The 15,235-nt window shown below is 31.5% G+C and carries 18 protein-coding genes; 11 read left to right on the top strand and 7 right to left on the bottom strand.

Annotated features, from left to right (window positions below; translation table 11 throughout):
* Positions 1–13: 13 nt before the first annotated feature.
* The 6 genes from Q0935_RS05940 (at position 14) to Q0935_RS05915 (ending at position 2,927) form a co-directional block, all read left to right on the top strand.
* A complete protein-coding gene (locus Q0935_RS05940; RefSeq protein WP_299250275.1) occupies positions 14–589 on the top strand; it encodes a hypothetical protein in 576 nt (191 codons plus the stop codon).
* 37 nt (positions 590–626) lie between these two features.
* Positions 627–779, top strand: a complete 153-nt coding sequence (locus tag Q0935_RS05935) for a lmo0937 family membrane protein (RefSeq protein ID WP_116823882.1) — start codon at positions 627–629, stop codon at positions 777–779.
* Between the two features lie 66 nt (positions 780–845).
* On the top strand, positions 846–1,304 hold the full coding sequence (locus Q0935_RS05930) for a PA2169 family four-helix-bundle protein (protein ID WP_299250279.1): 459 nt from the start codon (positions 846–848) through the stop codon (positions 1,302–1,304).
* Between the two features lie 22 nt (positions 1,305–1,326).
* A complete protein-coding gene (locus Q0935_RS05925) occupies positions 1,327–1,539 on the top strand; it encodes a hypothetical protein (protein ID WP_299383295.1) in 213 nt (70 codons plus the stop codon).
* 12 nt (positions 1,540–1,551) lie between these two features.
* A complete protein-coding gene (locus Q0935_RS05920; protein WP_299250283.1) occupies positions 1,552–1,692 on the top strand; it encodes a hypothetical protein in 141 nt (46 codons plus the stop codon).
* Positions 1,693–1,754: 62 nt separating this feature from the next.
* On the top strand, positions 1,755–2,927 hold the full coding sequence (locus Q0935_RS05915) for a DUF748 domain-containing protein (RefSeq protein ID WP_367275011.1): 1,173 nt from the start codon (positions 1,755–1,757) through the stop codon (positions 2,925–2,927).
* A 53-nt stretch (positions 2,928–2,980) separates the two neighbouring features.
* Here Q0935_RS05915 and Q0935_RS05910 read toward each other — a convergent pair whose 3' ends face one another.
* Positions 2,981–3,316: a single-stranded DNA-binding protein gene (locus Q0935_RS05910; protein ID WP_299250287.1), complete on the bottom strand. Its 336-nt coding sequence runs from the start codon at positions 3,314–3,316 to the stop codon at positions 2,981–2,983.
* A gap of 165 nt (positions 3,317–3,481) precedes the next feature.
* Here Q0935_RS05910 and Q0935_RS05905 point away from each other — a divergent pair, with 165 nt between their 5' ends.
* The 4 genes from Q0935_RS05905 to Q0935_RS05890 all read left to right on the top strand — a co-directional run bounded on the left by Q0935_RS05905 (position 3,482) and on the right by Q0935_RS05890 (position 5,612).
* Positions 3,482–3,976 (top strand): DUF6265 family protein, encoded by a 495-nt coding sequence (locus Q0935_RS05905; protein WP_299383288.1) that lies wholly within the window; start codon positions 3,482–3,484, stop codon positions 3,974–3,976.
* Positions 3,976–4,527, top strand: a complete 552-nt coding sequence (locus Q0935_RS05900; protein WP_299383284.1) for a GNAT family N-acetyltransferase — start codon at positions 3,976–3,978, stop codon at positions 4,525–4,527. The genes Q0935_RS05905 and Q0935_RS05900 overlap by 1 nt, the downstream gene beginning before the upstream one ends.
* Entirely contained in the window at positions 4,508–4,855 is a 348-nt protein-coding gene (locus Q0935_RS05895) for a hypothetical protein (protein ID WP_299383280.1), read from the top strand. The genes Q0935_RS05900 and Q0935_RS05895 overlap by 20 nt, the downstream gene beginning before the upstream one ends.
* Positions 4,856–4,922: 67 nt before the next feature.
* Positions 4,923–5,612, top strand: a complete 690-nt coding sequence (locus Q0935_RS05890; RefSeq protein WP_299383277.1) for a hypothetical protein — start codon at positions 4,923–4,925, stop codon at positions 5,610–5,612.
* On the opposite strand, the gene Q0935_RS05885 is transcribed toward Q0935_RS05890, so the two are convergent.
* The 5 genes from Q0935_RS05885 to Q0935_RS05865 all read right to left on the bottom strand — a co-directional run bounded on the left by Q0935_RS05885 (position 5,609) and on the right by Q0935_RS05865 (position 13,064).
* Positions 5,609–6,085 (bottom strand): CBS domain-containing protein, encoded by a 477-nt coding sequence (locus Q0935_RS05885; RefSeq protein ID WP_299383274.1) that lies wholly within the window; start codon positions 6,083–6,085, stop codon positions 5,609–5,611. The two genes, Q0935_RS05890 and Q0935_RS05885, sit on opposite strands and share 4 nt — an antisense overlap.
* Before the next feature lie 218 nt (positions 6,086–6,303).
* Positions 6,304–8,397: a M13 family metallopeptidase gene (locus tag Q0935_RS05880; protein ID WP_299383271.1), complete on the bottom strand. Its 2,094-nt coding sequence runs from the start codon at positions 8,395–8,397 to the stop codon at positions 6,304–6,306.
* Positions 8,398–8,525: 128 nt separating this feature from the next.
* On the bottom strand, positions 8,526–11,948 hold the full coding sequence (locus Q0935_RS05875; protein ID WP_299383268.1) for a T9SS type A sorting domain-containing protein: 3,423 nt from the start codon (positions 11,946–11,948) through the stop codon (positions 8,526–8,528).
* Between the two features lie 64 nt (positions 11,949–12,012).
* On the bottom strand, positions 12,013–12,546 hold the full coding sequence (locus tag Q0935_RS05870; RefSeq protein ID WP_299383265.1) for a nuclear transport factor 2 family protein: 534 nt from the start codon (positions 12,544–12,546) through the stop codon (positions 12,013–12,015).
* Positions 12,543–13,064: a hypothetical protein gene (locus tag Q0935_RS05865; protein ID WP_299383262.1), complete on the bottom strand. Its 522-nt coding sequence runs from the start codon at positions 13,062–13,064 to the stop codon at positions 12,543–12,545. The genes Q0935_RS05870 and Q0935_RS05865 overlap by 4 nt, the downstream gene beginning before the upstream one ends.
* Before the next feature lie 156 nt (positions 13,065–13,220).
* Between Q0935_RS05865 and Q0935_RS05860 the strand changes: the two genes are divergently transcribed.
* Positions 13,221–14,171, top strand: a complete 951-nt coding sequence (locus Q0935_RS05860) for an NAD-dependent epimerase/dehydratase family protein (RefSeq protein ID WP_299383258.1) — start codon at positions 13,221–13,223, stop codon at positions 14,169–14,171.
* Positions 14,172–14,190: 19 nt separating this feature from the next.
* Here Q0935_RS05860 and trpS read toward each other — a convergent pair whose 3' ends face one another.
* The gene (gene trpS, locus Q0935_RS05855; protein WP_299383257.1) at positions 14,191–15,159 is read right to left on the bottom strand and encodes a tryptophan--tRNA ligase; all 969 of its coding nucleotides are present in this window, start codon (positions 15,157–15,159) and stop codon (positions 14,191–14,193) included.
* Between the last annotated feature and the right edge of the window lie 76 nt (positions 15,160–15,235).

Here is a 15,235-nt window from a genome sequence, read left to right as displayed (position 1 = left end):
TAACAAAAGAAAAATGAAATTTTTTAAAAACAGACGATTAACCGTTTTATTCTTCTTTATAGTATTAATGATTGGATTAAGTTTCAATTCATGTCAAGAATTAATAAAAAACAAAGGTTTAGAAAACAAGAAAACAGAAGCAACAAAGGAAGAAATTAAAACCAATCAAAATGAAGCTAAATTATTAGTAATGCTATCTAAAGACAATCAAGATGTCATTCAATTAAGTAAATCATTACAAAAAATAGCAGAAAAAGACAGTGTTTTAAAACTTGCTAAAAAAATAGAAAAAACACATATAGAAATTGCGAAAGAATTTAATAAGGTAGCAACAAACAAGTTAATAACGATACCTAATCATTCTGAATTAATAATAGAAGAAACAACAGATGTTGACCAAGAAGCAAAATTAAACGCTTTAAACGAGTTAAAATCTAAAATAAAAAACCAGCTATACTTATTAAATAAGCTAGACGAAACAACAAAAAGCAAAGAGTTTAAACTACTAATTGTAAAGGCCGATACTAAAATTAATGAAAGCCTTAATAAGACAAAGCATATAATTAGCAATTTAAAATCTAATAGCTAAACATTAAAATAATTACTAACAACTAAAAACAAACATCATGAGAGGACTACTTTATATTATAGCAGTAATACTTGTAATAGGTTGGGCATTAGGATTTTTTGTCTACAGTGCAAGTGGATTAATACATATACTATTAGTAATTGCAGTAATTGCAATTCTATTAAGATTAATAGGTGGTAAAGGCGTTTAACCTTAACCGTTAAATAAATTTTACACTTACAATTAGATCACATATTAACATTTAAAATCAAGCAACATGAAAACGACAGAAAATAATCAAAACTTAGTAAACTCATTACAAGATTTACTTCAAAAAAATTATGATGCAGAAGCTGGATATAAACAAGTGATGCAAAAAGCACAAAGCGAACCACTAAAAAATTGGCTACAACAAAAAGCCCTACAACGTAACACTTTTGCTACAGAATTAGATTTTCAAATTAGAAAACATAATGCAGAACCTAAAGCGTCTGGAACTTTAAAAGGTGACTTACATAGAGGATGGATTAACGTAAAATCTACACTAACTTCTAATACAGATGAAGCTTTAATGGAAGAGTGTATTAGAGGAGAAAAAGAAAGCGTTAAAGAATACGAAGAGCAGTTAGGAAACTTTAATACAGATACAGAGATTAAAACAATTATTCAGTCTCAATTAACAACAGTAAAATCTGCTTTAAATACAGTTAAAAAACTAGAAGACATAATAGATTAATAATAAAGCAAAAAAATTAGCTATGAAAAAGATAATATTTACAGTACTTACGCTTACCGTATTAACAACCTCTTTTATGTCTTGTAGAGAACAAACAGAAAAAGAAGAAGTAATGCAGGAGATGAAAGACGAAGGTGCAGAAGTAAAAATTAAAGACGACAAAATCAAAATGGAAACCGAAGACAAAAAGGTGAAAATTACTGATGACGAAATAAAAACCAAAGAAAAATCTTAAAACCATAATACCATGAAAAAATTAGCATATACATTTTTAGTTATGTTTTGTTTTGCAATTACGCTTACAGGATGTAGAGAAGAATCAACAGGAGATAAAGTAGAGGATGCAGTAGAAGATGTTGCAGACGACATTGAAGATGCAGTAGATTAAATACTACGCAACTTTTATAAAAAGGCTCACATTTGTGAGCCTTTTTTAATACCATGAACATTATGAAATCACAAAACAAACTTAAAAGAGGACTTAAAAAGAAAAGGTACATTATACCAGTAACCTTAATACTTATTTTAATAGCGCTAAGGCTATATTTACCTATTATAGTAAAAGACAATGTAAATAAAGTTTTGTCTGAAATTCCTGGTTATTACGGCCAAGTAGAAGACATAGACATTTCTTTAATACGAGGAGCTTATGTAATAAATGGTATGTATTTAAATAAAGTAAATGCAAAAACGCAAATTCCTTTTTTAAAATTCCCGAAAACAGATATTTCTATAGAATGGAAATCACTTTTTAGCGGACATATTGTAAGTGAAATAATAATGTCTAATCCAGAAATAATTTACGTTCAAGAAGATCAATCTATAGCAGCTACAGAACCAGATGTAGACGACTGGACTAAAGCTTTAACAGATTTGGTTCCAATAGACATTAACCACCTTACCATAAACAACGGTAAACTTGCTTATGTGGAGTTAAATACAGATCCTAATATAGATTTACAGTTTAACACACTTTATCTTAAAGCAGATAACCTAAGAAATGTAAAAGAGAACGAACGCGTGCTACCTTCTCCCATTACAGCAACAGCAATTTCTATAGGTGGAGGTGAAGTGAAATTAAATGGAAACGTAAATATTGTTAAAGAAATACCAGATATGGATGTTTCATTTTCATTAGAAAATGCAGATGTAAAAGCATTAAATCCGTTTACTAGGCATTATAGTGGTATTGATTTTGAAGAAGGACAATTTGGCTTGTATAGCGAAATCGCCATAGCAGATGGTTATTTTAAAGGCTATATGAAACCGCTATTAAAAAACTCTAAATTAATAGGTAAAGACGATGGTGTGTTAGGTGTTATTTGGGAAGGGTTTGTTGGTTTTTTTAAATTCGTTTTAAAAAACCAAAGCACAGATACCATTGCAACTAAAATTCCTATGGAAGGTGATTTAAATAATATTAAATCTGGAATATTACCAACCATTGGTGGTATTTTTAAAAATGCTTGGATTAGTGCCTTTAAAGGAGAAATTGATGATGAAATAGAATATAAAGATGCATTTATAGATTCCGATTTATCACGTAAAGAAAAAAGAAGACTTAGAAAGCAGGAGAAAGAAAAGGAGAAACAAGCAGAGGAAAATAAAGACACTGCAAATTAAAAAAGGAGGGCATAGCGCCTCCTTTTTCTTTTACTTATAAGTTAGAGATTAAACTACTTCCCTCCTAACATTAATAGCTCATTACATACAACCTCTGTTGTATAACGTTTTAATCCATCTTTATCTTCCCAAGAACGTGTTGTTAATTTTCCATCTATAGCAATTTCCTTTCCTTTTACAACATACTTCTCGATAACATCTGCTGTTTTTCCCCAAGCAACAACCTGGTGCCATTGTGTATCTGTAATTTTTTCGCCTTGTGCGTTTTTATAACTCTCGTTTGTAGCCAGTGTAAACCTTGCTAATTTTTTTCCTGATTCTAAATTAATAATTTCTGGATCTTGACCTAAGTTTCCAATTAACTGTACTTTGTTTCTTAACGTATTCATAAGATAAGTTTTTTATTATGCCGAATTTCATTAGTTCAATTCAACACTGCAAAGATGCGACAGCTTCCAAACGTTAAACGGTATTTACGCATTTAATGTCGATTGTAAACGTTTGTTGTCGTTTGTAAATGAATAAATTGTATCTTCATAAAAATAATTTTCAAAATGAAAAACTTAGCCTTAATAATAGCTCTCGTACTATTTAGTAGTTGCTATGCACAAAAAAACACTTTAAAATTTCCTAAAAATGGAACATCTCCAAAAGCAACTTTAAATGAAGTTTCATGGATAGAAGGTCGTTGGTTAGGTGAAGCATTTGGTGGAATTACCGAAGAAATATGGAGTCCGCCACTTGGAGATTCTATGATGTTTTCGTTTAAATTAGTTAGTGATGGTAAAGTTGTCTTTTACGAACTTGGAGGTATTAGACAGGTTGATGACTCTTTAATTTTTCAGTTAAAACATTTTGGAAACGACTTTAAAGGTTGGGAAGAAAAGGACGAAACAGTAGATGCTAAATTGGTTAAGATTGAAGATAGTAAAGTCTATTTTGATAAGTTTACTTTCGAAAAAATAAGTGATTCTGAAATTAACATCTACGTTGTTATTGAAGAAAACGGTGAAACTGAAGAAGTAAAATTTAACTACAAAAAACAATAATGACTTTTAATATAGAAACCGAACGACTTTTACTTCGAGAAATAAGACTTGAAGATCTAGATGGTATGTTTGCCTTAGATTCTAACCCAAATGTACACGAATACCTTGGTAAAAAACCCATTAAAACAAAAGCTGAAGCAAAACAAAACATCGAAAAGATATTGCACCAATACAAAACACTTGGTATTGGTAGATTTGCTATTATCGAAAAAGCATCAAAGCAATTTATTGGTTGGTCTGGGTTAAAGTTTAATACCGGAGACAAAGAATCTTTGGGTAATAAAAGAGATTTTTATGATGTTGGCTACAGACTTATTGAACGTTTTTGGAATAAAGGTTATGCAGGAGAATCTGCAATTGCATCTTTAGATTATGGTTTTAAAACATTAAACCTAGACGTAATTGTTGGTGCTGCAGAAACCGGAAATACAGCCTCTAATAAGATTCTTAAAAAGATAGGTTTACACTATAAAGAGCAATTTCCTTTTGAGAGTGAAATGATTAATTGGTACGAATTAAAAAAAGAAGAGTATGCAAAAAGAATGTCCTGAATGTGGTGATAAAATTGTTGGTAGAATTGATAAAAAATTCTGTAGTGATGGTTGTAGAAATGCACACAACAATAAAGTAAATAAGGATGGTAAAAACTTAATACGAAATATTAATAACCGATTACGTAAAAATTGGCGCATTTTAGAAAGCTTAAATCCAGATCAAAAAACAAAGACTTCTAAAATAAAGTTAGAAGCCAAAGGTTTCGATTTTAATTACTTTACAAGCATTTATACTACCAAAGCAGGCACAATCTATTACTTTGTCTACGATCAAGGTTATTTACCTTTAGAAGGCGATTTTTATGCTCTAGTAAAACGACAGTAATAAAAATGTAACATTTTATATAAATACGTTACTTATAATTGTAAACAATTAACCTTTCATTATAAAAATGCCTACACCACTTATTATTATACTTGTAGTTTGCGCAATCGCTTTAATAGCGTTTTTAATTTATTATTTTCTTCCAAAAACAATTATTCTTAGACGTTTAAAGAAATTGCCTTATAGTAAAATAGGGAGTTTACAAAACCATAAATATTGTAAAATTGAAGGCAAAGCACTAAATGTAGAAACACCACTAATTGCACCTTTAAGCAAGAGAAAGTGTGTTTATTACAAAATAATGATTCAAAAAAAAGTAAGTTCAGGTAAAAGTTCTCACTGGAGTACCGTTGTGGAAGAAGATTTAATTCAAGACTTTTTTGTAGAGCAAGCAGGTGAAAGGTTACTAATCTTTCCTAAAAATAAACCAAAAAATTATTACGATTATCTGGTTACAGATAAAACTACCAATTCTGGTTCTTTTAATGATCCTACACCAGAATTTAAAGCGCTTTTAAAGAAATATAATATCGATAGTGAAGGTTTCTTTGGCTTTAACAAACAACTACGCTATTACGAATCTATTATCGAAGTAGGCGAACGTATTACTGTTGCTGGCTTTGTAAAATGGGTAGCATTAGAAAACCCAATTGCAGATTACAATTACTCTAGAGTAGCATCTTTAGTTGCAAAAAACAAAACTAAAATACTAATTACAGATAGTCCAAAGGCTTTAAAACCAAAAAGACAGCATTAAGGTTTCCAGTTTTGCTGCTTTAATTGCATTGCTGCTTTTAAAATATCTTTCTGACTTATTTGCCCAACCAATTTCCCTTCTTCAACAATAGGAAAACGACGTCTTTTAGAATCTAAAAACTGTTTAGCAGCATCAAAAATATTAAGGTTACCATCTATGGTTTCAACATTTTTAGCCATGTGTTTTTCTATGGAATTATTTTCCATTGGCATATTATAATATTGGCTATCACTAATTTGTTTGATGCAATCACCTTCTGAAATAATACCAATTAATTCATTTTTATCGTTAACAACTGGTCCTCCAGAAATTTTCTGTTTTATCAATATATTTACAACATCTTCAACCGATTGTTCGGCTTTAAATGTTATTAAATCTTTAGTCATGAAATCGCTAACTTTAAAATCGACTTGGTTTATACTGTTCTTTTGTTGCGTCTCTTTTCTTGCGCCTTGAAAACTTTTTATACCCATCTTTTTATTTTTTTATTATTAATCAACTGACTTAAAGTTACTCATTTTAAGGCACTTATCCTAAAGCATTAACATACACACTAAATTAATGCTTTAATATCAGTTAATTAGGCACTCTAAAAATGTTAAAAAGGAATCACATATTAAAATAATCTATAACGCAAAAAAAGCCTCGTTATACACGAGGCTTTTTAATTTTATTAAATAAATAAATACTACTACCAGATTCTCACACGATCTTCTGGAGCAATGTACATTTTATCACCTTCTTTAATACCGAATGCTTCGTAAAACGAATCGACATTTAAAAGTGGTTGTACAGCTCTATTCATTCCTGGAGAATGTGGATCTGTTTTAATTTTAGTTTTTAAAGCATCATCACGCATTTTAGTTCTCCAAACAGTTGCCCAACTCATAAAGAAACGTTGTTCAGCTGTAAAACCATCGATATCTTCTGGTTTTTTTCCTTCACCATAACTTAATTGTAAAGCATCGTAAGCTGCTAATACACCACCTAAATCTCCAATGTTTTCACCTAAAGTAAATTTACCATTAATGTTAACTTCTGGTAATACTTCGATAGCACTGTATTGCGCGGCAAGATCTGCACCTAAACCTTCAAACTTTGTTAAATCTTCTTTTGTCCACCAATCGTTTAAGTTTCCATCTTTATCGTAACGTGATCCAGAATCGTCAAAACTATGAGAAATTTCATGACCAATAACGGCTCCTATTCCACCATAATTAACAGCGTCGTCTGCTGTATAATTATAAAAAGGAGGTTGTAAAATAGCTGCTGGAAAAACAATTTCGTTATACGAAGGATTAAAGTAAGCATTTACAACTTGTGGTGCCATGTACCATTCGCTTTTATCTACAGGCTTACCTAATTTAGCGATATCCTTTTTAAAGTTCCATGCTTGTGCATTTAAAGAGTTTTGCAGGTAAGAACCTCCATTTTCTGTACTTGCAATATCTAAAGAAGAATAGTCTTTCCACTTATCTGGGTAAGCTATTTTAATTTGTGTTGCTTTAAGTTTCTCGATGGCCTTTACTTTTGTTTCTGGGCTCATCCACTCCAAATTATTGATTCTGTTTTCGAATGCTAAAATTACATTCTTAATCATTTTTTCTGCCTTAGCTTTTGCTTCAGGCGGAAACTTTCTATCTACATATAATTTACCTAAAGCTTCACCTAATGTTCCGTTTAAACGTCCTAAAGCACGCTCATCTAAAGCACGTTGTTTTTTAGCTCCATTTAAGGTCTTACCATAAAATTCCCAGTTTGCTTTATCTAATTCTGTAGATAGGCTACCTGCAGCTCCATTAAAAGTAGACCATCTTAAATATGTTTTCCAATCTTCTACATTCCCTTCAGCTAAAATTTCTTGTAAGCGATTAAAATAACCTAAATCTCCAACAATTACGGTATCTAATTCTGTTGCTCCAATACCATCAAAATAGTTTTTCCAATTTACGGCTGGCACCATTTTTTGTAAATCTGCTATAGATCTTGGATTGTAACGTTTACGTGCATCACGTCTCTCTACCTTATCCATTTTCGCTTCAGCAATACGTGTTTCGAAAGCTAAAATTCTTTCTGCTTGTGCTTTTGCATCAGCTTCAGTATCACCTAAATATTGTAACATTCTAGCAACGTGCTCTACATATTTAGCTCTTTTTTCTTTAGAATCTGCATCATCTTTTACATAATAATCTCTATCTGGTAAACCTGTACTTCCTCCTCCAACATAAGCAACATTTCTGTTACTATCTTTAGGATCACTACCTACTCCAAAACCATATAAACCTCCGCCACCTTTAGGCTCCATCTCAATCATGTAAGCTTGTAAATCTTCACTAGTTTTAATAGCTTCAATTTTAGCTAAGTATGGCTGTAAAGGTTTTATACCTTGTTCGTTTCTACCTAAAGTATCCATTATAGTTTGAAAATAATGAACCGCTTTTTCTTGATCCGAACCAGGAAGCACTTCTATAGTTTCGAAGTCCTTATCTGTGTTCATAGCTGCTTTTAAGATAGCTAAAGCATCTTCATCTGTATTTTTTCTAAGCTCTGAAAAACTTCCCCAAGTAGATCTATCGTCTGGAATCTCGTTAGTTTCTAACCATTTTCCGTTTACGTATTTAAAGAAATCTTCGCTAGGCTTTACATTTGTATCCATTAAATCCAAATTAATACCTGGTATTTCTACTACCTGAACCACATCTTCTTTAGGCTCCTCTTTACATGCTACAATACTTGATAAAGCAAGTACACCAAGCAATGACACTGTTTTAAAGTTAGTTTTCATTTTATTAAAATTCTTAAGTTGATTATAAGCATCTAATTTACACAGATATTTTTATGTAGCCTTTTCATTTAACATAAAAAAAGCGCATCCTAATTATGGATGCGCTTTTAAAATAGATTTTTTTAATTCTATTTAAGCATTAGTTTTTTAACAATTTTACTCTGTTGATTGTAAATTTCTAACAAGTAAATTCCAGAAGCATAATTACTAATATCTATTTGATGTTGACTATTATTTGCTTTTACATTTTTTTGTTGAAGTATTAATTTTCCTGTTATATCGAATATATCATAATTAAAAGCTTGAGGTGTTTTTGTTTTAATATTAAAAATTCCATGTGATGGATTTGGGTATACTGAAAAACCATTAACATTAAACTCATCTACGCTTAATGCATTTTGAGTAACTACTAAATTATCTATAATCGCTCCTTCTTCTGTAACAGATTGATCTGAATGAAAAACAAATCTAAACATCATTGTTGTTTCTGCAGTAAATGCAGATAAATCATAACTATAATTAGACAAACTCGTACTACTACCTGTCCATTGTGCTCCCGGACAGTTAATACAATTATTACCTGGTAAAGTACTACTGTTATACCAATTAGGATCTGAAGCAGTTCCTAAAACAGACCAATTTAATCCTTGGTCTGTTGAGTATTCCATATATAAAATATCCCAATCTAATTCTAACTGAAAAGCCATATCAAACTCTAATACAGGACTAGTAAGTGAAGATAAATTGTAACATTCGCTTATTAAATAACTTTTAGTATTGTCTTGATATTGCCCTCCTAAATTAGTAGCATAAACCTGATTAGTTGGATTTGAAGAGTCATTTAGCACAGCTCCATTAGGTATTCCTCTTTCCCAATACTGAGTTATAGACCCTTCATCTGAAACTAATAACTCTTCACTTACTGTTTCGAAAGTATTTACAACTTGAACAACTGCCGGTGCATTGGCAAGGATTAGTTTTTCTTCCGAACTATTATTTATACTATAAGCATCGTTAGATGTGTTAACCGAAGCCGAAAACGTGTGTGTTCCTTTAGATAGGTTTATTTGTGGTAATACAACCGTTGTTGTTGCTTCTGATACTAAACTTCCTGTCCAATTATAAATAGTATCTGTTCCATCTACTGTATACGTTATATCTGCTGCAGTTATAGTACTTAATCCACTATTACTTATTTCTACTTGAGGTGTAATACTAGCATTACATTCTATTGCCGAACCTATTCCAGATAAACTTAAAAGTTTAACATCTGTTGGCGCTAACTTTGTTGGAATTGTAGACTGCCAAACTCCTCTTCCATAAGTTGATGCTGTAATTTTATTATCGAAAACATTAATTTCAATATCTGTTACATCAACATTAGGTAAGCCTATATTAAAAAGTTCCCATGCTAAAGTAGCATCATCATAACGGTAAACACCTAAACTGGTTGCTAAAAACAAAGGATTATCAGAATGTAAGCTCTGATGTTTAACATTGTTTTTAGTCACATTTGGCAAACCTGTAGAGATATTAGTAAAATTTAAACCGCCGTCTATAGATTTATAAACTTGCCCATTTGTTCCCGAAGTTGTTATATATAAAATATTGCTATCGGCTGTATTTACTTCTATAGATGTTATATTACTTGAGAAATTTTGAACTAAAGAGAACACTACACCACGATCTATACTTTTTCTAAGAGTACTATTAACTCCAACATACATGTTGTCTGGATTAATATCGTCTATTTCTAGAACATCTACTCTCGATCCAAAATTTTGAGATATTTGAACCCAAGCACCATTTTCTAATTTATAAACTGAATTATATCCAGCAAATAATTCGCTATCACTATTCATTTTTAATGGTGTAATCCAGTTTCCGTCTTCTGGGCTACCAACGCTACCACTAATTGCTCCTCCTGAAGTATTTGATATATATAAACTGCTTCCGTTTTGAATAAAACCATAATAGATATTAGAATTTGCAGGATCTATAGCTGTATCCATTCCATCTGCTCCATAATAGTTTTGCCATGTGTTATTATTATAGGCATGACCTCCATTATCTTGTAAACCACCAACCATTTTATTTGATGATTGCTTAGAAACCGCAATACGATAAAATTGACCTATTTGCATTCCTCCAGTTAAGTCTGTAAAACTTACACCTGCATTCTCAGATTTATAAAAACCTCCATCTGAACCTACTAAAAGTTCACCACCATAACATCTTATAAAATGAATATCTGCATGTGTGTATGTTGAGCTAAAAGGTGAATTCCAGTTGTTAATTTTTGTAAATGTTGCTTGACCATTTGCTCCTACATTTCCTTTCCAAACATTTAAAACACCTGTATAAATTTCATTTTCATTTGTTGCCGAAACTCCAAAAGCCATATCGAACCAACTTTGTGTAGATTCAAAAATATCACCAACTGTTGCTGGTGTTGCTATTGTAGAGAATGTATCTCCAGAGTCTGTTGATCTATAAACACCTTCAAATCCACTACTACTATCTGATGCTAAAACATAAACCAAATTAGGATTTGCTGGTGTAACATCAATTGCTAATCTAGAAAGATTAGTTAATGGTAAACCATAACTTGAAGAATTATAAGCAGTAAAACTATCGCCACCATTTGTTGACTTAAAAAATCGGCTTGAAGACACTGCATAAATTACAGAATCGTCTTGAGGATTAATTTTAATGTCTCTAATATTTTGTCCTTGAGTATTATTTGTGTTATTCCAAGTTGTTCCTGCATCTGTAGACTTGTACACACCATTATTGGTTGCAACCCAGACAATATTAGCATTTGTAGAACTTACGTAAATGTCATTCATGCTTCCAGGAGTATTTCCTGCATTTAAGCCTGTAGTATTCCAACTTAAACCACCATCTGTAGATTTCATTACTCCAACAGTTGCAGAATCTCCAGCATCATCATCTCCTGTTGCAATATAAATAGTACCAGGATTGTTATAATCTATAGCAATACCAGATACTCCTATTTGTGGTAAATCATCTGTGTATGTATCCCAAGAAACGCCATTGTCTGTAGACTTCCAAAATCCTCCTGCTGGTGCTCCTGCATAATAAGTTCCCGCAACAGATTCATCTTTAACAATAACATTTACACGACCTTGACCCGAAGACCATGATCCTGTATTTGTATGCGTAAATGGACCTACTGGCAACCAATTACTTTCATCTACCATAAAGTTTTTAGATACGGCATTGCTTTTTGTGCTTAAATAAGTATCCCAAAGTTCTTGAGAGCTAGGCAAAGTGCCATCTTCTTTTACAAAGTTCTTCCAGTGGTTTTCCCAACGCTTAAAAGGTTTGTAACCGCTACCTTTTACATTAGGATTTCTTGTTTCCCAATAGGTATTAAAAGCATTTACAACTTCTTTAAATTTTACTGGATTGTTAGTTTTTGCTCTGTTTTCTACATTAATATTTTCCATCCAAGGCGCATTTTGGTTGTATTGCGCTTGAGAAAAAGAAAACGATAAAAAACAAAATAGGATAAATAAATCTTTCATTTTACATTTTTTTAAAAAGTAAAAGTAAGAGTTTAAAATGTATTTAATCGTAAAAAACTAACCTTTAATCTTTGGTTTTCAGCTTTTCGGAATATAAGCTGTCAAAACTTGACTTCAATTTTACAACTTCTGAAACATTATCGTTTGGAATAGTTATAGACAAAACATAATGAGCAATTTTCCATTTATTGTCTTCTAATTTTAGTATTCCAGAGCCTCTACATAATTTCATTTGGGTGTCTAACAACTCATCGAACCATGCTAATTTTTGATTCTCGTAGACATAAATATTTCGTTCTACTGCAGTAAAACTCCAAGCTTTTCCATTATCGAAATAAGGTTTCGAAAACGTTCTAAAAGCTTCATTTTGCCAATTTTCTGATGCATCTGTACCAATAAACACACCGTCCTTTGTCATTAAATTAAAGTAGTTATCAAAATTTGCTTCAGCTGCAGCTTTATGCCAAAGATCTAAAGAAGTATTGATGTTTTTTTCAATTTCTTCTGTTGAAACAACTTGATCTTTTTTAGTCTCTAAAAGTTCAGTTTTACAGGACACAAAAAATAAGCTTATTATAAGTAATATAATTATTCTCATAAAGAATCTAGTTTTATAATGTTTTGAGCTTCTTTTTCAAACTTCTTATTTATTTGAAGTGTAACATAAGAAAAGGATTGAAACAATTCTCTTATAGCAATTAACTTTTCGGTTTTACTAGCTGTATTTAAATTAACCGACTCTCTAAGTTTTAATAATTTTGTTCTTAAAATTAAAATTCTTGCTTTTATTGGCTCGCTATCTATTGCCTCTGGCGTTGTAGTTTCTATGTCTGTTAATGTGGTATTAAAAATAGCATCATCAGTTTTAAAAAAAGTAAAATCTGCCTGTTTAATTTGATCAATAGCACTTGAAATAGTATTATAAGCTTGCCAAGAATCTAAAGTTACTTTAGCCTTGTTATCTATACCATATTCTATATAGTTAATTTTAGAAATGTCTTCTTTAGTAATTTTTGTAGAATCACTAATAACTAAAGTAGTTTCTGTTGCTGTAGTCACTTCTTTTTTGCACGACGAAAGCGTAACTAGAAGCGCTATTATTAATATCTTTTTCATTGAGTATAGTATCTTGATTACTACAAATATATTGTATTCAATCTTTTAAGTTCTTAGTAATTTCATAAAAATAAATTCGCACTATTAAATTTTAGTTTTTAACTAAATGCTGAATAAAATCTTATTATTTTTGACACACTTTTTATACAACAAATTATGTCATCAAAAATTTTAATTATTGGCGCTTGCGGTCAAATAGGCTCTGAGCTTACTTACAAACTTAGGGAAATACACGGCGTAGATAACGTTATTGCTAGCGATATTAACACCCGAAAACTAGATCTTGTAAACGCAGGTCCTTTTGCTATTCTTGATGCTAAGAACTTTAATGCTATTAAAGATTGTTGTTTTAATAATAATGTAAAGACTGTATATTTAATGGCTGCGCTATTAAGTGCTACTGGAGAAAAATATCCAATGGAAGCTTGGGATTTAAATATGAATTCTCTTTTTCATGTTTTAAACCTTGCTAAAGGAAAAGTTATTGATCATGTATTTTGGCCTTCTAGTATTGCTGTTTTTGGACCAACAACACCTAAAGAAAACACACCACAGTACACAACAATGGAACCTACAACCGTTTACGGTATTACCAAACAAGTTGGTGAGCGCTGGTGCGAATATTACCATAATAAATATGGTGTAGATGTTAGAAGTATTCGTTATCCTGGCATAATTAGCTGGAAAACATTACCAGGTGGTGGCACTACAGATTACGCTGTTGAAATTTACCATGAAGCATTGAAAGCTAGTAAATATGAGTGTTTCTTATCTGAAAACACAGCATTACCAATGTTATTTATGGACGATGCCATTAAAGCAACGGTAGATATTATGGCTGCTAAACCGGAAACTATAAAAATAAGATCGGCTTATAATTTATCTGGAATTAGCTTTACACCAAAAGAAATTGCGGCTTCAATACAAAAAGTTATTCCTGAATTTAAAATGACTTACAAGCCAGATTTTAGACAAGACATCGCAGATTCTTGGCCACAAAGTATTGATGATACCGAAGCTCGCGACCAATGGAACTGGAAACACAGTTTCGATCTTGAAGCTATTACTAAAGAAATGTTGACACAACTAAAAGCTACTAAAAAATAGCTTTTAGTTGCGTGAAAATTTAATATCCAACTTTAGCTCTAACACGTTTTAAAACAGTATTTGCTACAACTTTAGCTTTTTCTGCTCCTATAGCAAGTGCTTCCTCTATTTTGTCAACATTATCCATATAGAAATAATAACGCTCACGTTGCGTTTCGAATGTTTTTAAAATTAATTCGTATAAGGCTTGTTTTGCATGACCATAACCATAATTACCATTTTCGTAATTGGCTTTCATAGCAGCAATCTCATCTTCCGAAGCCAATAAACTATAAATAGTAAAACAGTTACAAGTAGCCCAATCTTTTGGCTCTTCCAAAGGAGTACTATCAGTTTCAATACTCATTATTTGTTTACGTAGTTTCTTTTCTGGTAAAAATATATTGATAATATTTCCCTTACTTTTACTCATTTTAGCACCATCTGTTCCAGGAATAAGCATATTACTTTCTTGCACTTTCCCTTCTGGCATTACAAATGTTTCACCCATTTTAGCCTGAAAACGAGAAGCAACATCACGTGTCATTTCTATGTGTTGTAATTGGTCTTTTCCTACAGGAATAATTTCGGCATCATACAATAAAATATCTGCTGCCATAAGCATTGGATAGGTAAATAAACCAGCGTTTACATCTTCTAATCTATCTGCTTTATCCTTAAAACTATGCGCTAATGTTAGACGTTGGTATGGAAAAAAACAACTTAAATACCAAGACAACTCTGTAGTTTGCGGTATATCACTTTGTCTGTAAAATACTGTTTTTTCTATATCTAAACCTAAAGCCAACCAAGTTGCAGCTGTAGAATACGTATTGTTTCTTAGTGTTTCACCGTCTTTAATTTGAGTAAGCGAATGCATATCTGCAATAAACAAAAATGATTCGTTTGTTTCATCGTTAGCTAAAGCCATTGCTGGCATTAATGCGCCTAATATGTTTCCTAAATGTGGTGTTCCTGTGCTTTGTATTCCTGTAAGTACTCTTGCCATAATAATGTCTGTGACTTGACTCTGCTATCTATAAATTAAGCAGTAATCGCTTTTAGATTAATTAAAAAACAAAGGT

Source organism: uncultured Lacinutrix sp. (assembly GCF_947500605.1).
Lineage (GTDB): Bacteria > Bacteroidota > Bacteroidia > Flavobacteriales > Flavobacteriaceae > Lacinutrix.
This window is presented reverse-complemented; position numbering and strand designations above follow the sequence as displayed.